Genomic DNA, 20126 nt, shown 5'->3' on the forward strand with positions numbered 1-20126 from the left:
CGGAAACATTCGTTGTACTTAAAGCTGCAGGACCGAAAAACTGTCGCTCAGCAGTCTATACCGTTATCGTCTCCAACCTAGTCCAGAGGCCAAACCAAAGCGCTCACCTGACAACGCTGCGAAGCCTGAAAACCACTGCCACTGTCCGCACAACTTTAGGTAGCGTCATCCAGAATGAATACAGCAGACAAGATGCACGCAAAGGCGCTGCAGGGCGCCCTTCTAGCCCTTGATCCTGCAGGCCCTGATGGGTTTGAAGGTTTTCTCGGCGTCATCCTGGGGGAGATCACAGGTCAATCCTTCCGTCTCGCAAAGTCAGGTACACAGCGAGGGCGAGATGGTGACTCCGCGTTCGATGGCGGTGCTACCTATTTCGAGGGCAAACGCTACAAAGACGGCCTCTCGAAAAACGATATTACGATAAAGCTATTTGACGTTGCGAACGACGACGCTAGCTTGGTGGATCTCTGGATACTCGGAGCCACCTGTGAGGTTGCATCCCAAACCGTCGATGATGGGCGGGCATTTGCCGCCAAACACGGATTTGGTATCGCGGTACTTGACTGGTCTAACAACGACTTTGGATCGCTGCTTGTCGCCACTGTAGCGGCTGGGGAAAAATCCAAAACATTCATTGCACAAGGTCTTACAGGGCGGCCTGGAGCGGCCCTCGTTACGCCCGCCGCCAACGCAATAGACCACTTTGCAAATCATGGGAATTTTCCCTTCAGGGCCAGTGCGCTCAGAAACGCGCTCGCCGAAGATGTTGGGTTGGGTAATGCCAAGACGCTCAACCAAGAGTGGCTGGGGCGGTTGTTTACAAACAAGCAGCAGGCACGCATTGAGTTCGGTCAGCCCCTCTCCCCACTTGACCCATCAGGCCCCAGGGCGCTCGATCGGCCAGAGCGTGCGTATCTTACAAACGCATTCTCCGGAGTGCCAGACAGTGAAATTTATGCAATTGTCGGCGAGGAAGGTGTCGGCAAATCGTGGCTTACGGCTCAGAGCTGGAGCCTGTCCGCCCCCAAATCACTTCTCATCATGTGCCCCGCAGACGAGCTGATCGACGACGCAGGAAACTTCGATGACTTCCTACTGCACAAACTGATCCATCAAACGGGCGTGAATGCCACGCCGCAGGCGATCAAGCGATGGCAGCGCCGTTTCAAGGCTTGGCGCGCAAGCATCCCAGCAAGCTCTGTCCGTGTAACGCTCATAGCGGATGGTCTCAACCAACCGCTCAAGTCCAACTGGGCGCGCTGGCTCGATCGCGCTGCGCAACGTTTGAAGGAGCTAGGTGGCTGTCTGGTGGTCACCACCCGTACGCAGCATTGGGCGCATGTCAAAAGCACGCTGTCCTCCAGCGTTAGAACAGTCCCACTCGCCGAATGGTCCATTGGGGACGTCAAGAAGATACTGGGCAGTCGCGGCATCGATTTCTCCAACACCAGGATCGAGATCCTCGAATCTGTTCGCAACCCCAGACTCCTCGGAATCGCAATTGAGCTGATAGAGGCCAAGACCATCGAGCTTCTGGAAGAGCTTAATGCCGGGCGGCTCCTCTTTGAGCATATGCGCAGGATGCAACAGCACGGAGCGGCTCTCATCTCGGCGCCCGCCTTCGCCGACCTTTTGAAGAACCTCGCAGCGGAGGTGTTGACTAGAGCGAATGCGCACGTTGCTGACGACCTCAGGCTGTTCGATGCAGCCCAAGAAACGCAACTCGAGGCTGTGGCATCGAGCCGGTTCTTCTCATCGGTGAAAGGGAGCGCTTCCAAGTATGAAATAAAGCTCGAGGGACTCAATCTGGCGCTCGCGCTATACCTCGTCGAGCAACTCGAGCGGGAATTGCGTAACCAACGTGACCCACGGGAAAAACTGGCAACAATACTGGAACCGATCAGCGCACTGGATGAGACCGCCGAGGTTGTCTTGCTCGCCACGCAGATCGCTTGCCTTGATGAAGAAACCAGCCCCAGGGTACGTTCCGCGCTAATCGAAAAATTCGTCTCGCTGCAAAATCTTCCTAACAGACAGGTCGACGCCTTTTCCATCCTTGCAAAATCGGCTCATCTCGCCTTCCTTCAAGCCGCTGAAAACGTGTATCTGTCACAAGAGCACATCGCCAGCAAGGAATGGCTGCGTGACGCGCTTCTTAAGCGGCGCAACGAGCCACATATTTGGCAGAGCATTCTCGAATCGACGAAGCGATGGCTATCCTTCTATTCGCTCGCGCCCGAGCGTCGAATGTACAGGCCCCCAAGTCATGACTCTGACTGGAAGGTTGACGAAGAGCGAGCCAAGGTCTTGGTCGAAATTGAGGACCGTAAGGCAGCACTGACCGAGGCCGAGCGATCATTCATGACGACGAATCTCATTGCCGCTCCGCACCCTAGGTTCGATGGCATAAGCCGCTTTGCTTTCTATCTTCTGGCAAGCATGCCGCTGGCACAGGTCGCACCCTACTTCGTCCGTTGGCGGTTCTCTCACGCACTCAATCAATCAATCTCGGCGCCCTACGAAGCATTCGAGCAAGTTCTTCGCTACAACCGCACTGACTGGCAGGAGACTCGAGCAGCGCTCTTGAAGGAGCTGGAAACACTGCCGGAGGAACGGTCGTCCCGTGTGGGGAGGTGGACTCGCATGGGTATCTTGCACGGGACCGGAGATATCGGCGACGCGCAAGAAAGTGCACGTATACATGTTGAACTCATATGCGACCAAGAAGGATCTGAAGGCTGGTCATTAATAGAAACCTATTGCACCGTCGATCCGTGCGATCCGGGTACCGCCGAGCCCGAAAACGTTCTAGCGACAGCCCAAAACTACCGGAAAATTGATCCCGGATATCTCGCCCAGAACCGTCAGATGGGCAAGCAGGACCATTTATTTCGCGGCGCCCGCGCCGGCGTCGCGCGCTTCGTACCCGATGATGCGATACACACGCACCGTGCGCTTGCGGACGATGTACTAAGTCGGGATGCAGATGCGCGGCGCCTAGGCGTTTTGGAACTCATCCGGCACAGCGCGGCCCTTACAAAAGATCTTGCCCTACGTTTCCTTTCGGCCGGTGAACCTTGCATCACGTCTTGTGAAGACGACGAAGACGATAGCGACGAACGCCTCACAGCACAATTTTCAAAGCTCATCGCATTCCCGCATCTCACAGCCGACGAGCAGTTCGACGCGATCGCAACCACGCGATGCGATAACATTCTGCTGGAACTGCTCTATTGCGTACGAAAAGCCGCACCGAAAAAGGTGGAGCAGGTATTGGAACGCGTTCTTCGGGGTGGCGATGAGCATGCCCAGACTGCTGTTATTGCCGCAATCCACTTTTCGAAATCGCCGCTGACACCACGCGCTGCTGCTATAGCCAAAGGCTTCGTCCGATCTCCATTCAAGAGTCTTCGGCACCAAACGCTCGCCCTCGCGGCATCAAACGGCGATAAATTATTACTGCAGGAAGTGGTAGATAGTGGGTGGTGCGCGGAAAAGCCGGCTAACCGCGACAGCAGCTTCGAGGACTGGTACGGGTCGGCAGCAATATTGGAAGCGTTGCAAGCGGGCTTGATTGAGATGGCGCCCGCGCTTGATCGAATGAGCCTTTGCCACTACGGATTTGCCGCCGAAACGCTACCTGCCGGACAAGGCAATGCGATTGCCTCGCGCATCGAAGTCGCGCTTGTGAAGGCGTTGAGATATGCAGGGAATGTCGAGTTGCCGGATATCTCTACTGAGACGCCGAAAAAATCCGACCCTACTCCGACCCTGGCTTCACTAACAGAGCGGGTCCCTCCGGAGAACGACTTCTCATCCCAAATGAGCCGGCTCTCAGAAACACATGAACAGTTTGACGAACGTCAACGCCGCATGAATGAGGCCTATAAACGCTTTGTCGGTGAGCTCACGGCCTTAGAAGCAGACCTGATACTTTCCGACCTCACGTTCGAAGGCATCAAAGCCATCATTGGATCGGATGCTGATCGCGGTAAGCGCTGGCTGGATATGTTGATCGCCACCCCCGATCGCAATCTCCGCCATCTCCATCATGTCGCACTGCAGGTCGCGATTGCGCTCAGCGACAGCAACATTTCGTCAGTACCTGACTTCGTCACTCGCGTGCTTGCATTGGACCCGACCATACGCCGCGTCACCGGGCCTGCAAAAATCTCTGTAGCGGTCGTTAGTCTCTGGAGCAACGCAATTAGCCCGGCGATGGTCGACATCTGCAAACGGCGCCTTCAAACACCGCGAACCGACAGTGACATCGCGAGCGAGGTCATGGCGGCTCATCTCGGTGGCAAAGTGGCATTACTGCAGACATACATCGATGAACTTCTCGCAGTCGGCCGGCCGTACGAAACAGCGCTCGCCCTGATGATCGTCGGCTTTTGCGACGAAAGCGTCCATGCTGAAGCTGTCCTTTCCCGCTTCGACGGTACCATTGGTTTCATCGGTACAGTCCACGCTGCCGCGCGCGATGCATATTCAAGGAATATTTGGGCGAAGACCTGGTACGCAGAGATGCTGAGTGCTCAACGGCCAAAGGACTTCTGGCGAGCGTCCGTTCTGTTTTTGAAGATCATCGACGGTCGTTTTGACATCTGGTCCGAAGCTCCTGGAGCACCGTCAGCCGCCTTCATGGCCTTTATGCCGACGTTAAATCAGGAAATAAGCAATAGGGCAGCCAAGATCCAAAAAGCGCGCGAGAAAAAGCTGTTTGGTGAAAAAGCTCCTTCGTCGCTCATGTTGAGTGCCGAATAGCTTGAGCCGTTGACCATGGGGCACGGCTCAACTCAAGCCACGCCCCATGGTCAAGGTGTTGAGCGTTTGTGCTTAAGCTGCCACTCATTCCGCACATCGGCCTATGCCTCGAACGGCTTTGGGTGAGAAGTGCGCTGGCGCACGGTGATCTCTGCCCTTAATACGGGGATTCTGAACGTGTATTCGCTGGCCGCTTCGGCCTAGGCTGTGTGAAAACGTTTTATAGCGAGTATGACAGTCACAATCGGCACAAAAATCGCGTTCCTACGTAAGTTCAGATCTGCTGACTATCCGAACACCGACAGAATTTGCGTAGCAAGGCAGACTTAAAACCGGGGTAGGCGTTTTTACACAGCCTAGACCCAAAGCCGACATTGAGCCTCGGGGAATTAGGGGACAATGGAGGCGCACGCATAGTATCGTTTGGCCATGCGCGGTGCGTACCGAAGGAGTGCCTAATGGTCCTAGGCGAGTTTGGATCGTTATATGCAGGGAGCCCGCGTCATCGGGCGCGTATGGCGATGTTTGTTGAAAGATTAACGCTAACCTATTTCCGCAGTTTTGGGGCCGAAACAAACATTGATCTGAGGCACACATGCTTTTAAGCACTATCGCCCTCTACATTGGCGCCCCCATAGAAGAAGAATCTGAGCGAGTAGTGCTTCGATCTCTCCTGGCAATACTGGAGGAGCGCGCCGTTCCTGCAACGGTGTTTGCAAACCTGCACATAGGTAGTCGCCAACTCGACTTTGTTATAGGTACCGATCAGCTCACCTTAGTGATTGAGGCGAAAGGGGCCTCATACCCACTGCGCGGAAGTTACAATGGTGACTGGGCTGCATTGACGCGGACTGGGCGGTGGAAGCCCTATCGAAACGCCTATCTTCAGGTTCTTCAGGCTAAGAACGTATTACGTGATGCCATGCGAGCACATGATGCCTCGTTGTCTGGGTACCCTAATGCTTGCGTGATGTTCACCCCTTCACTGCCTACCGGCTCTGATCTTCCTACAAGCAATCGCAAAGTAAGCCTCAATGATCTTGGCGAGCTCTCAGCGCTGATCAACCAGTGCTCCACGCTCCGGTGGAGTCCTGACCGCTGGCATCATTTTGCTGAAGCACATGGCCTTCAGCGGATTACCAATGCAGAGCGCGCGTCCGACACGCGTTTGCTCGACGCAGAACAATCCCTGCTTCGTTATACGAGCGCGTTTGCGGCCACTTATGGGCCTATAGCCGCACGATACGTGTCGGACATCTACGATCAGGACGGACAGGCCTACGAGCTCGGTGACATTGAGGCCGCGCTCTTGCGCGAGCGGTCGGACCTATTGATTCGCGGTCCTTCAGGTTGTGGAAAGACATTGCTGTCCCTCTACCTTGCTAACCGCGTCGTTGCTAGAGGTATTGTCCCTATAGTAGTTGATTGCAAATCCTTCGACGGCCAGTTGGCTACATCGCTAGACCGCGAAGCAGCACTACTCGACCTACGATCCGCTGCAGCTCTGTTTGCTGCTGCTCGGCAGATGTCCCGACCGATTGCAGTGTTTGTCGATGGCTACAACGAGTGTCAGGAGGCTAGTAGGGTTCAACTCACGAGGGCTCTTCGCGCTGCATCAGTCAGATACAACACGCTGATTGTGATCACATCACAGATCGATATTGAGCGACCCGACCTGCTGCAGCTTCGACATGTCAGCGTCGGGCGGCCTGGGAATGAGCTGAAGGCGAAAATTGCAAGTATCGCCCTGTCCTCAGATACATCCCTAATTCCCCTCCTTGAGGCGACCACCACTGGTATCGAGGCGGACCTCGTTGGCCAGATTGGGCGCGAGATTCCGCAATCTTCAAGTAGGTTCGCGCTCTTCGACTATTTCGTGCGACGTAAGCTAGGTGACTCAGCCACCGATGGCATACACCTGCTTTGCGCAATAGCGAAACGACTGGTGGATCGCATGACATTCAGCTTGTCGATCAGAGAGGTGGATCGACTCTTAGCAGAACTCGACTTACCGGCCTCGACGCTGCGGCAGGCTCATAGCTCAGGCGTTCTAAACCTGCGGGGTGATCGTGTAAGCCTATGCCACGAGATGTACCGCAACGTTTTCGCTACGGAGGCTCTAGTTCGCCAGACAGGCCTCGATGATGGCGCGATTCTAGCCGCCCTTACAGTGCCGAAATACGGTGCCTTACGTACATTTATCATTGGTGCTATTGAAGACGAGTCGCTGCTAGCGACGATCCTCAGCAGGGTATCTGACAGCAAGTTATTGGAAGCATGTTTAATTGGTGAATGTGGCAGTGCGGCGCGCCTTCTCATTACAGATGCGATAGCTGCTCTCCCGGCGCGACTCACCGAGGAGGCAACGAGGCTGAGGTTTGATATAACTGCGAACCATTTGTGGAAGGTGGCGATCAACCCTGGCAGCCTCACAGCTTGGTCAGATCGCGACTTTGCGCTTCTTTCAGTGCTTACGGCCGGGATGGCAGAAGGACGCTGGATCAAGGAGGTACTCGGCGCGGTGAAGATGATGGATGTCACTCTCGCCGCAGAGTTCCGGAGGTTGCATCCGGAAGCAGCGGAGAAACAGATCAACATTCGCAGTGGCCTGTTCGCGGTCACGTACGTGTTCGGCTCAGCGAATGTGGGCCTCACCCGTATAGCCTCGGCCCTCCATAGTGGCTTTCTCAACTCACGCAGAACTAGCGCTTCAACTTTGGCCGCATCACTGGAACTTGCATGGCGCGACGTCGAGTCACCCGGGCAGCTTTACTTTACTTTAGCGTTATCACGCCAGGCATATGAGGTTCGGAATACCTTCGCCCAGTATGTGTTGCCGTATCTTCAGCAAGAGATTTGGAAATTTCTTACCTATCATGTTCACCTTGACCTTCTCGATTATGCACATGCCCTTCGTGAAGTCCCGGACCATATCCGACAAGGGTACGTCGATGCACTCCAAGATCTCCTGCCTGATCTGCATCCATGGTTAGCCCAGACAGCCATTGAGGCACTCAGCGGGCTGGACGCCTTGCAAGAAGAGGAAGATCAGCACGTAGAGAGTGTTCGTCTACAAGTATGCGAAATTCTGTCTTCGGAGTCCGCAGAGGCTCCCGGCGCAGCGTGGGGGGTCTACAACGCTCAATTCGACCATCCCTTCAGCAGCGCCTACATACAAGTACTTGAGGAATTGCCAGCCCAAGAACAGCTATCATTCCTGCGTCTCGCATGCGAAGGAGCTGAAGGTGACGATTTCTTTCTTAGCTCCCTTATTGATGAGCTTGCACGGCAGGAAGATCGCCTTGCTATCCCTTACATCATGCGCTGGACTCAGCTACCATCGCAGCATTCGAAGCTACCTCAACAAGCTATTGAAACGTTCGTCGCTGCTTTCGTGGCGCTTGGCGCTCTTAAGAATGACCTACCCGCCGAAGCCCTTCGATTCGGAGGGGAGCCTCGTGAGGATGCGCTTCTCGCATGTGGCGTTCTTTACCATTGGCTTCAGCGGCGGGACGCTAGCTCTGTGCTGGAGGAAAATCAGGCGGCATCAGCACTCGAAGTACTCCAGTCAAGCCCTGACGTAGCAGTAGGGGTTCTCTACACCATCTCCAGGTCTATTTCCGTTTGCGGGGGGCGCTCGGTTGAATTGGTTCGTGCATTCCCCGATCAAACTCTAGAGATATGTCGTGCGGCGCTCCAAAGTCCTAGCATCCAGTCTGGCTACTTCGATGGAGCATTCTTTACGAATCACTACGAGACACTAAACTTTGCCATCAATGTCATAGGTAGGTATGGCTCTGTAGGTGACCTAGCACGACTCCGGTTGTTAATTGACGATTCGCAATCCGCTCTTACTGCCTTGAGCGCGATAAAATCAATCGAAGAGCGCAGAGAGTAAGGGGCTTATCGACGCAGGCATTCAGTCAGACAACGCTTAATGCCCTTATTGTTGCGCCCGCGGGATACCTTGGCTCCACAGAAATGTTCAGCGTCCGTGCCTGACCGACTGCGGCCCTGACAGGCCGCTCAGGGTTCACTGCCAATCATGGTTACGAAGCGTGCTGGTCAGATCGAATGCAAACGGGTGTTAAAGTTGAGTGCAGTATTCCAATTGGTATTCCAACCAAAAACTAAAATAGTTATTAATTTTATATCCCTATAAATCACTTAACCAATTTAGATTACCCCGGCCCAACAATTCAAAGCATCGACAAAACCCGCCTTGTGCGGATTTTGTCGTTGCTGAGGTTTTAAAACGCCCGACTGACGGGCCTTCGGAATTTTCCCGCAAGAAGTAGCGCCATCGATGAACTCCCCCTTCACCCCCCACCCCGCTAATCTCCTCCAGTCGCTGCAAAATCAGCGACCGGGTTTAGCAGCTCGGTTAATATCAAGGCCTGCAGGGCCATTCTCCATTCACGCGATGCTTTCAGCATCCGCTGGATTGCGTTATGGCGGCTGTGCGTGGGGCACTTTCGGGTGCGCTGGGTTCCTTGATTCCTGGTCTGCTAACCCGCGTACAGTCGCCACCCTTTTCGTTTAGCAGCGATGTCTGGCGACTCCATCAATCAAGGAGTTTCAGTCATGAAAAAGATCACCCCCAATCCCCCAACAACCCTCTTCACCCTCGCCCCAGACATCCCCGCCGAAACCCTCCTTATCCAAGCCAGTGAAACCCTCGCCTCGCTGAACGCCATGACCACCGATCTGGCCTTTGAACTGGAAGGCTCGCACCGCCAAAAGCTGCTGGGGGCTCAGCAACTGATCGTGCTCGGTGAGTTGCTGCTGGAGCGGATGCTCGACACTCAGGTATTCACTATGCAACCACCTGGCGCAAATCCATAAAATATCGCTGTCAGTTGAACGACCAACCCGTACCTATGGCGAGCAAGCTCCCTCGCCACAGGTACGCTATTGAACCCCACCACTTCGCCGCCTTCCGTGCCCCGTCAACTAACCGCCCATAGACCCCATCGATCAACCAGTCGCTAAGAGTGATTAGACGCCCGCAAAAAACATCGTTAGCCTCGCCTGAATCACCCGCCTATATAAGCGCCAGGGTATATACCCAACGTCGCCGCCGAGGTTTTTAGTGACCGATCAAATCCTGATGGATAGTTTTTCGCGCCGGGTCGACTACCTCAGGATGTCGGTGACTGACCGTTGCGATTTCCGTTGTGTGTATTGCATGGCCGAAGACATGGAGTTTCTGCCGCGCCAGCAGATTCTGTCGCTGGAGGAGTTGTACCAATTGGCGCAGAGTTTTGTCGCGCTGGGCACGCGCAAGATTCGTCTGACCGGCGGTGAGCCCTTGATTCGTCAGGGCGTGGTGGACCTGTGCAAGCGCATTGCCGCGCTCCCCGGTCTGCGCGAGTTGTGCATGACCACCAACGGTTCGCAACTGGGCAAGCTCGCTGCTCCGTTGTTCGATGCCGGGCTCAAGCGCTTGAACATCAGCCTCGACAGCCTGGACCCCAAGCGCTTTCGTGAACTGACGCGCACCGGTGACTTGGCCAAGGTCGTCGAGGGTATCGATGCAGCGAATGCCGCGGGTTTTCAGCGCACCAAGCTCAATTGCGTGGTGATGAAAGGTCGCAACGATCACGAGATCAACGACCTCGTGGCCTTCGCCATCGATCGCGGCCTGGATATTTCGTTTATCGAAGAAATGCCATTGGGCGTGATCAGCGAGCACAGTCGTGCCGAGGCGTTTTATTCCAGTGCGCAGGTACGCGCGCGTATTGCCGAACGCTACACGCTGATCGACTCCGCAGAATCCACCCAGGGGCCGTCGCGCTATTGGCGCCTGGCCGAAGCGCCGCATATTCGCCTGGGCTTTATTTCACCCCACAGCCACAACTTTTGCGGCACCTGCAACCGTGTGCGGTTGACGGTCGAAGGCCGGCTGTTGCTGTGCCTGGGCAACGAGCATTCGGTCGACCTCAAGGCGGTGCTGCGGCGCTATCCAGGCGAACCGCAACGTTTGGAGCGTGCGATTGTGGAGTCGATGAAACTCAAGCCCTATCGGCACAATTTCACCCTCGACGATGAGGTGCAGGTGGTGCGCTTCATGAACATGACGGGCGGCTGACCGACCCGGTTTCAACCCATTGCACTAGGCTATTCCATGATCGTCAGAGCCAAACCCAACCTGATCGGTGTATTGACGTCGCTCAAGGGCTCCGTGGCCCGGCGCATCGCACTGCGCAGCCTGCTGGTGACACTGCTGGCCTCGGTGATTGTGCTGGTGGAAACCCTTCATCCAGCCTACTTCTCCCAGGTCAACGCCACGCCGTTCACGCTGTTGGGCTTGTCACTTTCGATCTTCATGAGTTTTCGCAACAACGCGTGCTATGACCGCTGGTACGAAGGGCGCAAAGCGCTCGGCGCCATGCTGATGGATGTGCGCGCCATGATCCGGGAAACCCAGGTGATTCAGGACGCTCGCCAGCGTAGCGAGATCCTGCGTAACCTGTGCGGGTTCGCCCATGCCTTGAACGCCAGGTTGCGCCATGAGGACGAGCCCAGCGCGGCAGCCCCCTGGCTCGATACGCCGCCGCTGGCCAACACGCCGAATATCCCGGAAAGCATTATCGGCCGCGTGACCCAGCAGTGTTCGGCCTTGGTCGAGTCAGGGCGCCTCAGCGAGTGGCGCTATCAGCTGATGGCCGGGCACTTGAGCAGCCTGACCCGCACGCAAACCATTTGCGAGCGCATCAAAAGCACCCCGCTGCCCTTCCCCTACACGCTCCTGTTGCACCGCACCAGCTACATGTTCTGCATCTTGCTGCCCTTCGCCATGGCCGAACCCTTGGGTTGGCTGACGCCAGTATTCACCGCCATCGTGAGCTACACGTTTTTTGGCCTGGACGCGATTGGCGACGAGTTGGAAGACCCCTTCGGCTACGACGAAAACGACCTGCCGACCAATGCCATCGTGCGCACCATCGAACGCGAAGTGCTGCACGCCAACGGCGCGACAGAACTGCCGCCTGTCCTTGAACCCGTCGACTGTGTACTCAATTGAAGCCGTACACACAACGCATCCGACGTTACGCTCATGTCTTTCTCCGGCAGGCCGGCATCAATCGATTGCCATGAGGCTAAAGCGCCTAAACAATGGCTGCCTAATTGTTACGGCTGACTGGCAGGTGCCTGATGGACATAAAGCAACTCAAATTCCTGATCGCGCTGGAGCAGACCCGTCACTTCGGCCAGGCGGCTGCGCGCTGCCATATCACCCAGCCGACGCTGTCGATGCGCCTGCGCAATCTGGAGGATGAACTGGGGTTGGAGTTGGTCACTCGAGGCCAGCGCTTCGAAGGGTTCACCGAGGCCGGTGAGCGTGTGCTGGCCTGGGCCAGAACCCTGCTCGCCGCCCATGACGGGTTGTTCGCCGAAGCGGCGGCGTGTCGCGGCCAGTTGGTGGGTAACTTGCGCCTGGGCCTGGTGCCGCTCAGCGGTTTCAACCCGATCAGCTACATCCAGGGCCTGTCCCACACCTTCCCGGAACTCAAGTTCAGCCTGACCTCCATGAGTTCGGACAAGATCATCGAAGCGCTGGGCACCAATCAGCTGGACCTGGGGGTGTGTTACCTGGACCACGTAAACTCCAGCTACCTGGATTTTTTCGAACTGGGCGAAACCCGCGTCGGCCTGCTGTACGACACGCGCCACTTCCACTTCGAAGGCACCGAAATGAGCTGGGAAGACGCCGCCCAATTGCCCCTGGGAATGATCAGCACGGGCATGCACTATCGAAAGTCCATTGACCTGAGCTTCCGCAGCCGCGGCCTCGCCCCCCAGCCCATGCTCGAAAGCGATTCAACCTATCAGCTGTTCCAGGCAATCCACGAAGGCTTTTGCTGCGCAATCATGCCGCTGGACAGCGCCCTGGAAAGCCCGATCGAAAACCTCGCGTTTATCAACCTGCCGGACGCCAGCGTGCTCGCGCCACTGGGCATGGTGATGCGCAAGACCGAACCGCGCTCGGCGATCGCTGAGAAGTGTTTTGCCCACGCCAAGCAGTTGTTTGCCGCCAAGACGCAAGCTTAACCCGACCTCAAAAAAACCCCACACTCGTTCACGAATCGTTAAGAAACCCATCCCTATACTGGCGGGCAGCCACGGTCGCTCTCCCGAGCGGTCTCCTGCCCGGTAGCCACCCCATGACGCGTCCCGTTCCCCTGCTGCTCCTGCTCGCTGCGCTGTTGTTCTTCTTCGCCCTGGGCAACCATGAACTGCAAGGCTCCACCGAAGCCCGTGTTTCCGGGATCGCCATGGCCATGCACCTGGACAATGACTGGGTGGTGCCGCGTCTGTTTCGTGAGCCTTTCCTGGAAAAACCGCCGCTGAGCCTGTGGCTGGATGCCGGGGCGATTCGCGTGTTTGGCGCGAGCACCGGGGCCGTGCGCCTGGCGTCGGCCTTTGCTGGATTGTTCAGCGTGATGCTGCTCTACGGCATGCTGCGCCGGTTCGGGCGGCCAACCACGCTGGCGTTCAGTGCCGCGTTGATCCTGGCGACCATGGCCAGTTATTGGGGCAATGTGCGCGGGGTGGGTGAGGATTCGTTGCTCAGCCTGGGCGTGACCGCTGCGTTGCTCGGGTTCTACCAGGCGATGCGCCCCGGGCCCGAGCGTCAGGGTTCCACCGCCTGGGCATGGGCGTTGTTTACGGCGGGGATGGTCATCGCGACGTTGAGCAAGGGCGTGCTGGGCCTGGCGATGCCGGGCATTGTGATGTTCGTCTACCTGGCCTGCACCAGCCTGATGGATAAACGCCTGCGCCTTGGCGACTGGCTCAAGCCCGCGTTGTTCACGCTGCTGGCCTTGGTGCCGTTGCTGATCTGGCTGGGGTTTCTGTTTCAGCGCGGCGGCATGCAGGCCGTCGGTGAGGTGCTGTGGACCAACAGCGTCGGGCGCTTCAGCGGCTCGTTTGTCGAAGCCGGGCATTACGAGCCGTTCTACTATTACCTCGCCAAACTGCCCGAGGCCTTCCTGCCGTGGAACATCCTGGTGTACCTGGGCCTGTGGCACTTTCGTAAAAGCCTGGTGCGCAACCGCTACCGCCTGTTTTTCAGCGTATGGCTGGTGGCGCAGTTCACCCTGCTGACACTGGCCTCGAGCAAACGCACGGTCTATCTGATGGCACTGACCCCGGCCGCCGCCGTACTGGCCGCAGAATATGCGCGGGTGCTGCTGGAGTGGGTGAGAGAGCACAAACCGGCGCTGTACCGCTATCACCGGCGCATTATCTTCGGTGTGTTCACCCTAGCCATCGCCTGCTACCTCAGCGCAGCCTTCTGGTTCGCGCCCAAAGCCGATGTGCGTCAGTCATTCGTGCCCGTGATCAGTCAGGTCCAGGCACTGCAAGACGAAGGTAGGGAGGTGGCGCTGTTCCAACCCAATGAGCGGATCGCCGGCGCCAGCGTGTTCTATCTGCAGGCCTATTTGCCGATTCTGCAGACCGAGCCCCAATTGCGTGCATTTCTCGGCGCCAAACCCGGCAACATTGCGCTGCTGGACCACACGGACCGACTGAATGAGAAAGTGACAGTGATCAAGGAAATGGCGATCAATCGCCAGCCTTACTACTTCGTCGAGCAGTAAGGCGAGCGCGCGCCATCAGTGCTTGGTCAGCTTGTCCAGGTAACCCATGGCAAACGCCGAGACCACGAAGGTCATATGGATGATCACGTACCACATCAGGTGTTGCGGATCGACGTTCTTGGCGTCCATGAAGATGCGCAGCAGGTGGATGGAGGAAATCGCCACGATGGACGCCGCCACTTTCATCTTCAGCGACGAAGAGTCCATGGTGCCCAGCCAGTTGAGCTTTTCCTTGTTTTCATCGATATCCAGCTGCGAGACGAAGTTCTCATAGCCGGAAATCATCACCATCACCAGCAGGCCACCGACCAGGGCCATGTCGATCAACGACAGCAACAGCAGGATCACCTCCGACTCCAGCAAGGTGAAAATATTGGGGATCACATGAATGATTTCCTGGAAAAACTTGATCGCCAGGATCAGCAACCCCAGGGATAAACCCAGATAGATCGGCGCCAGCAGCCAGCGCGCGGCATACATCGTGTTTTCGATAAAGCGTTCCATTGAATCTCACACAGCTTGGCTAAAAATGGAGCCGAGTATACCAGTCGCTACCGGGCACCTGTCACCGCGAGAAAACTGACTTGAAGTGGCATCTGTAAGGGCTTTTTTCTGCTAGTGTCGAGACCCTCAACTCGGCTCGATGCTGTCGGACAGGAAGACTCTGATGATGGATGTGCGATCCCCTTTGGCCACTCTCGGCCTGTGCGCGGCGTTGCTGATGACCAGCGGCTGCTCCCCCAAAGAAGAGCAGAAGCAGGCCACCCTCGAAGAGAAAACCAGCCAGTTCGAACAGTCCCTGGACAACATCCAGGACCCCAAGCTGCGCGACGCCATCGCCGACCTCGGCGGCTCGCTGCTGTTGCTCGAACGTGCACGCCTCAAGCTCGCCGCCAAGCCCATCGAAGCCGAATACGGCGAAGACACGCTGGCCCTGCTCAAGCATTACCCCACACCTCAGGCCTTGGTGGACACCTATATCAACGGCCTGTTCGTACTGCGCAGAGCCTCCCATTCCGACTACTTGACGGATCTGCAGCCGGTCTTCCCATTCACCTTCAACGCCCCTGACCAGTTCCCCTTTCCCCATGGCCTGGAATGGCAGTCGGTGACCTTGAGCAACAACAAAGTCATTCCCTTCCAGCCCGAATGGTCGGAAACCGACCCCGGCATCCAGCTCAGCCCGAGCAGCTCCAACCTGACCAACCCCGACGACCTGACGGTGACCTACCCGTTCATCGAGGGCATCGAGACGGAAAACAAGAGCCAGCCGCAGCCTGTCAGCCTCAAAGGTGCGATTGAGGTTGCTGCGCCAGGCAAGGTGCTGACCTTCGACCTGTCGAAAAAAGACCTCGGCCACCCGCGCACCGAGGGCAACATCACCCTCAACCTGGTGTCGCTGGACAAGAATTACGCCGAGCTTGAACTGACCAACAGCGCGCCCCTGGCCGCAGAACTGGGCGACGACTCGCCCAACCCGCTGCTGGTACAGGCCCGGGACGGTACCGGCCAATTTCTCACGCGCTCAGGCTCGATCAACGAAAATGCCGCGCAAGTGGCGTTCTATGAGAAGCAACTGGCCGAGATGCAAAAACAAACGACCTGGTCCGAAGCGTTCGAAAAACACCTCACAGACGCGCAAAAAGCCTTCGAACACACACAGAAGAGCCACTACGCCAAGGTGTACTTCAACGGATTGATCGACACCCTGCAGGTCAATGTACTGGATTTTTCCAAGACCACGGTGACCCGCAAGGAGCTGGACCTGCCCGTGATGCGCTTCGACAAAAACAGCCTGCAACACTCCGTGCAACCCTTGCCGATGCCGGTCACGGTGTATGACGACGCTGCGGCCAGCTGGCTCAAAGACGCCTCGCTGACGGAAGAACAATTGAAAGGCAGCGTCACCATCAGCCAGTCCACCGACGACGCCAGTGCCGCGAAAATCGTGTTCGACCACCCTTTCACCTTCAATGACGACCTGGTCGGCGCCGAGCGCAACAACAGCGACGCGCCGATCACGTTTTTCACGGCCGACGATAAAGGCGAGCGCGGCGAACCCATCGAGTTGCCCACCGAGGCCTTCGAGATGAATGCGGCCAGCGGCACGCTGACCTACGACCTCAACCTGTTCCCGGAAACCCCGGCGTTTGTGGTCGGCTCGGTGCCCTTGTTCCTCGCCACCATCGAGAAGGCCTCGATTGACACCAGCGAACTGCCCAAAGGCTTGGTGCTCAAGGACAACGCGTTGATCGTCGACCAGCGCGTGTTTCCCGCCGACAGCTGGCGCTTCTACGCCAAGGACGGCAGCGGCAACTACCTCAAGGAAATTCTCGGCGTGAGCCACCGCGCCGAGGAATACGGCACGGCGCTGTTTGACGTGCATTATTTCTACGGCCAGCCGACCACCCTGGAAAGCTACCAGCGCACCGACCTCGACACCGTGCAATATGGTTTCGAGGTCAAGCTGGACAAACCGGAAAGCAAATAGCCCGATTACAGGGCCAGTTGCTCCTGGCCGCCGTTGAGTTGGCGCAGATGGGCCTGCAGGTGCAGGCACCAGATCTGCGGCTCGTCCAACTGCTCGTAGCCATGCAGGGTCAGGCTGTCGACGATGGAGCCCAACATGGTTTCTGCCACGAATGGCCCATGAAACGGGCCTTGGGACTTGACCGTGGAAGGCTGTTCGCCCGACATGCCGGCGGCGAACAATAATGTCCACAACCCGTTTTCCCCGGCGAGGGGGCGAATGGAGCATTCGATACGGGTTTCCAGCCCCAGGCACTGGCGGGTAAGGCAAAGGTTGCGCGGCATGGCGGCGACCCTCGGTAGATCGGCGTTCAGCCCCAGCGCAAAGGCGAGACTGTTTCTATCCTGCGACTCCTGTGGATATCCCTAATCCTCAGAATAGAAGAAAAACGCCACGAACCAAGGTGGTAGGGACCAACGGCATCGGGTTGCGGATGGTCGTCAATTTAATGGCATCCACAAAACTAAATGTGGGAGGGGGCTTGCCCCCGATAGCGGTGTGTCAGTCACCAGATGCAGTGGCTGACACTCAGCAATCGGGGGCAAGCCCCCTCCCACATTTTTGCTCCAGGTGGCCTTAAGAAATCAGCTGGGCTTGGCCTCAGCCAGCGCCTGCTGCGCCAGCTCCTTTTCCGCCTCCTTGAGGTCTTCCTCGCTGATCATCTCCGCAATCGCGCGCAAACGCTCCACCACACGGGCATTGACCGTGCCTTCCGGGAACTGCCCCTCGGCGTCCGGCTCACCGGCATCCTCACCCACCAGCAGGCTCAACGCTTCGTCCGCCTGGCGTACCGCATAGATATGGAACTGCCCGTCGCGCACGGCCTGCAAGACTTTCTCGTCGAGCATCAGCGTGGCCACGTTGGCCTTGGGAATGATCGCGCCCTGTTCACCGGTCAAACCGCGCGCTTCGCACAGGCGAAAGAAGCCTTCGATCTTCTCGTTTACCCCACCCACGGCCTGCACTTCACCAAACTGGTTGATCGAGCCGGTGATGGCAAAGCACTGCTTGAGCGGCGTTTTCGACAAGGCTGAGATCAGGGTGCAGGCTTCGCCCAGGGACGCGCTGTCGCCGTCCACGTAACCGTAGGACTGTTCCAGCGCAATGCTCGCCGAGATCGCCAGCGGGAATTCCTGCGCATAACGGCTGCCCAGGTAACCGGTGAGGATCATCACGCCCTTGGAGTGAATCGGCTGGCCGAGGTTGACCTCACGTTCGATGTCGACGATACCGCTGCCGCCGGGGTACACCGTGGCGGAAATACGCGCCGGTACCCCAAACGCCGAATCACCGACTTCCAGCACCGTCAGCCCGTTGCACTTGCCCACGGCGGCGCCGGCGGTGTCGATCAGGATCACCCCGGCGAGCATGTCGTCGAGAATCCGCGCCGACACGCGCCCGGTGCGCGTGGCCTTGGCCTTGAGCGCGCGCTCGATATGCCCGGCATCGGTCATTTCGTCGCCTGCCAGGTGGCGAATGAAGTCCGCCTCGCTGACCAATTGGAACAAATCGCCGATACGCGCCGACAAACGGCCCTGGTGCTCCGCCAGGCGTGCGCTGTAGGTCGCCAGCCGCGCTACCGCATCCGACGTCAGCGGCGCCATGCCTTCTTCCGAGGTGCGGGTTTTGAGCAACTGGGCGAACTGCTCCAGGCTTTCGTCGACCATCGGGATGTCTTCGTCGAAGTCCACCAGCACCCGGAACATTTCCTGGAAGTCCGGATCGGCATCCTGCAACGCGTAGTACAGCTGGCGCGAGCCGATGATGATCACCTTGACCTGCAACGGGATCATTTGCGGGTTGAGCGTGACGGTGGCCAGGCGCCCGAGTTCGCCAAGCGGCGACTCCATCTTCAATTTGCGCGATTGCAAGGAACGCTTGAGCGCATCCCACACAAACGGCTCGCTGAGCATTTTTTCCGCTTCCAGGATCAGGAAACCACCATTGGCACGGTGCAGCGCGCCTGGGCGCAGCTGACGATAGGTGGTGTAAAGCGCACCCTGGTCGGTGCTGTATTCGATACGGCCGAACAGGTTGTCGTAGGTCGGGTGCGGCTCGAAGACCACCGGCGCGCCGCCGTTGACCGGATGGCCCACCACCAGGCTCGGGCAGTAATGCTCTTCCAGCAGCTTGCGGGCCTGGGCGTCGGTCTTGGCGTCGTCGACCAATTGCTCGACCACGGTTTTCAGCAGATACACCTGCATGGCCTGCAGATAACCGCAGACGGCGGCGTTTTCCGCGTACTTTTCCGACAACGGTGCGAGCAAAGGCTGCAGGGCTAGGGTGATGGTTTCTTCGTTGAACTGGCGCAGTTGGTTGTTCGACTCACGCTTCCATTGCGGCAGGCTCGCCAACTCTTCGTTGAGGCGCTCTTCCAGCTCGGAAATATCCGTGTGGAAACGCTCGCGGTCGATTTCCGGCAGCTGCGAGAACTCGGCCTCGTCCAGAGCCTTGCCATCGAGCATCGGGGTAAACGCGATGTTGGAGCTGTCGCGGTACAGCGCCACGTCTTTTTCCAGGGCCAGGCGTTCGATCACGTCCAGGGCCTTGTCGTAACGCTGGTTGAATGCCCGGTCGATGGCGCTTTTGCGCTGTTGATACGTTGGGTGTTCGAAGACGGCCGGGAAGGTCGCCACCAGGTTGTCGACCAACCCGTTGATATCGGCGATGAACGCCGCCGCAGCGCCGCCTGGCAATTCCAGGGCACGCGGTTCGCGCGGCTCATCGAAATTATTCACGTACACCCAGTCCGACGGGGTTTGCAGGCGCTTGCCTTCGGCCCTCAGGTAACGTTTGACGAATGAAAAGCGACCGGTACCGGGTTCGCCCATGACAAACACGTTGTAACCGGGACGTGGCATTGCCACGCCGAACTGCAATGCTTCAACTGCACGTTCCTGGCCAAGCACACCGCGAAAGGGCTCCAGATCATTGGTGGTCGAGAAGCTGAACTGTTCAGCGGAGAAAGGGCGAGTCAGCGCTTCGGGCGCTAGACGCAAGCTGGCAGCAACAGGATCAGGCATCGGGCTTCCTTACATCAGGCGGGGCAGATGGGCGCATTCTGGCTCTCGGTTGCGCGCTCTGGCAAGGCGCGCTTTTGGGAAAGCATAGACAGCCCGCACGGTGTACAAAAAAATCGTTCGAGACTGAATGTTTTATAAAAAATCACGGAACCCCAGGAACGTGCCTAAACTCCAAACTGCGCGGGTTGGACTAATAAC

Annotated in this window: 11 protein-coding genes; 8 read left to right on the top strand and 3 right to left on the bottom strand. The window is 57.5% G+C overall.

Annotation, left to right across the window (positions count from 1 at the left end):
- The first annotated feature begins 174 nt into the window (after positions 1–174).
- From C4J89_RS22765 to C4J89_RS22795, 7 genes are all read left to right on the top strand, one after another.
- Positions 175–4767, top strand: coding sequence for a hypothetical protein (locus tag C4J89_RS22765; protein ID WP_124415624.1), 4593 nt, complete (start codon positions 175–177; stop codon positions 4765–4767).
- Positions 4768–5362: 595 nt separating this feature from the next.
- A complete protein-coding gene (locus C4J89_RS22770; RefSeq protein WP_124415625.1) occupies positions 5363–8665 on the top strand; it encodes an NERD domain-containing protein in 3303 nt (1100 codons plus the stop codon).
- A 686-nt stretch (positions 8666–9351) separates the two neighbouring features.
- On the top strand, positions 9352–9612 hold the full coding sequence (locus C4J89_RS22775) for a DUF6124 family protein (RefSeq protein ID WP_124368401.1): 261 nt from the start codon (positions 9352–9354) through the stop codon (positions 9610–9612).
- Between the two features lie 265 nt (positions 9613–9877).
- The gene (gene moaA / locus C4J89_RS22780) at positions 9878–10858 is read left to right on the top strand and encodes a GTP 3',8-cyclase MoaA (protein ID WP_372238990.1); all 981 of its coding nucleotides are present in this window, start codon (positions 9878–9880) and stop codon (positions 10856–10858) included.
- 36 nt (positions 10859–10894) lie between these two features.
- Positions 10895–11794, top strand: coding sequence for a bestrophin family protein (locus C4J89_RS22785; RefSeq protein WP_124415627.1), 900 nt, complete (start codon positions 10895–10897; stop codon positions 11792–11794).
- Between the two features lie 131 nt (positions 11795–11925).
- On the top strand, positions 11926–12822 hold the full coding sequence (locus C4J89_RS22790) for a LysR family transcriptional regulator (protein WP_124415628.1): 897 nt from the start codon (positions 11926–11928) through the stop codon (positions 12820–12822).
- 113 nt (positions 12823–12935) lie between these two features.
- Complete coding sequence (locus C4J89_RS22795) at positions 12936–14375, top strand: glycosyltransferase family 39 protein (RefSeq protein WP_124415629.1); 1440 nt, start codon at positions 12936–12938, stop codon at positions 14373–14375.
- Positions 14376–14390: 15 nt separating this feature from the next.
- On the opposite strand, the gene C4J89_RS22800 is transcribed toward C4J89_RS22795, so the two are convergent.
- A complete protein-coding gene (locus C4J89_RS22800; RefSeq protein WP_124364470.1) occupies positions 14391–14879 on the bottom strand; it encodes a TIGR00645 family protein in 489 nt (162 codons plus the stop codon).
- A gap of 163 nt (positions 14880–15042) precedes the next feature.
- On the opposite strand from C4J89_RS22800, the gene C4J89_RS22805 reads away from it, so the two are divergent.
- Positions 15043–16866, top strand: a complete 1824-nt coding sequence (locus tag C4J89_RS22805) for a hypothetical protein (RefSeq protein WP_124415630.1) — start codon at positions 15043–15045, stop codon at positions 16864–16866.
- Between the two features lie 5 nt (positions 16867–16871).
- Here C4J89_RS22805 and C4J89_RS22810 read toward each other — a convergent pair whose 3' ends face one another.
- Both C4J89_RS22810 and C4J89_RS22815 read right to left on the bottom strand, forming a co-directional pair.
- Positions 16872–17189 carry a hypothetical protein gene (locus C4J89_RS22810; RefSeq protein ID WP_124368408.1) on the bottom strand — a complete coding sequence of 106 codons (318 nt, stop codon included), beginning with the start codon at positions 17187–17189 and terminating at the stop codon, positions 16872–16874.
- Positions 17190–17489: 300 nt separating this feature from the next.
- On the bottom strand, positions 17490–19928 hold the full coding sequence (locus C4J89_RS22815; RefSeq protein ID WP_124415631.1) for a Lon protease family protein: 2439 nt from the start codon (positions 19926–19928) through the stop codon (positions 17490–17492).
- Between the last annotated feature and the right edge of the window lie 198 nt (positions 19929–20126).

The sequence above is a fragment of the Pseudomonas sp. R4-35-07 genome, assembly GCF_003852235.1.
In the GTDB taxonomy this organism is placed as follows: Bacteria; Pseudomonadota; Gammaproteobacteria; order Pseudomonadales; family Pseudomonadaceae; genus Aquipseudomonas.

Excerpts from the sequence above, each read along its gene's own strand:
- C4J89_RS22810 (WP_124368408.1), bottom strand. The coding sequence starts at position 17,189 with ATGCCGCGCAACCTTTGCCTTACCCGCCAGTGCCTGGGGCTGGAAACC.
- C4J89_RS22765 (WP_124415624.1), top strand. The coding sequence starts at position 175 with ATGAATACAGCAGACAAGATGCACGCAAAGGCGCTGCAGGGCGCCCTT.
- C4J89_RS22775 (WP_124368401.1), top strand. The coding sequence starts at position 9,352 with ATGAAAAAGATCACCCCCAATCCCCCAACAACCCTCTTCACCCTCGCC.
- C4J89_RS22805 (WP_124415630.1), top strand. The coding sequence starts at position 15,043 with ATGATGGATGTGCGATCCCCTTTGGCCACTCTCGGCCTGTGCGCGGCG.
- C4J89_RS22785 (WP_124415627.1), top strand. The coding sequence starts at position 10,895 with ATGATCGTCAGAGCCAAACCCAACCTGATCGGTGTATTGACGTCGCTC.
- moaA (WP_372238990.1), top strand. The coding sequence starts at position 9,878 with ATGGATAGTTTTTCGCGCCGGGTCGACTACCTCAGGATGTCGGTGACT.
- C4J89_RS22800 (WP_124364470.1), bottom strand. The coding sequence starts at position 14,879 with ATGGAACGCTTTATCGAAAACACGATGTATGCCGCGCGCTGGCTGCTG.
- C4J89_RS22815 (WP_124415631.1), bottom strand. The coding sequence starts at position 19,928 with ATGCCTGATCCTGTTGCTGCCAGCTTGCGTCTAGCGCCCGAAGCGCTG.
- C4J89_RS22795 (WP_124415629.1), top strand. The coding sequence starts at position 12,936 with ATGACGCGTCCCGTTCCCCTGCTGCTCCTGCTCGCTGCGCTGTTGTTC.
- C4J89_RS22790 (WP_124415628.1), top strand. The coding sequence starts at position 11,926 with ATGGACATAAAGCAACTCAAATTCCTGATCGCGCTGGAGCAGACCCGT.
- C4J89_RS22770 (WP_124415625.1), top strand. The coding sequence starts at position 5,363 with ATGCTTTTAAGCACTATCGCCCTCTACATTGGCGCCCCCATAGAAGAA.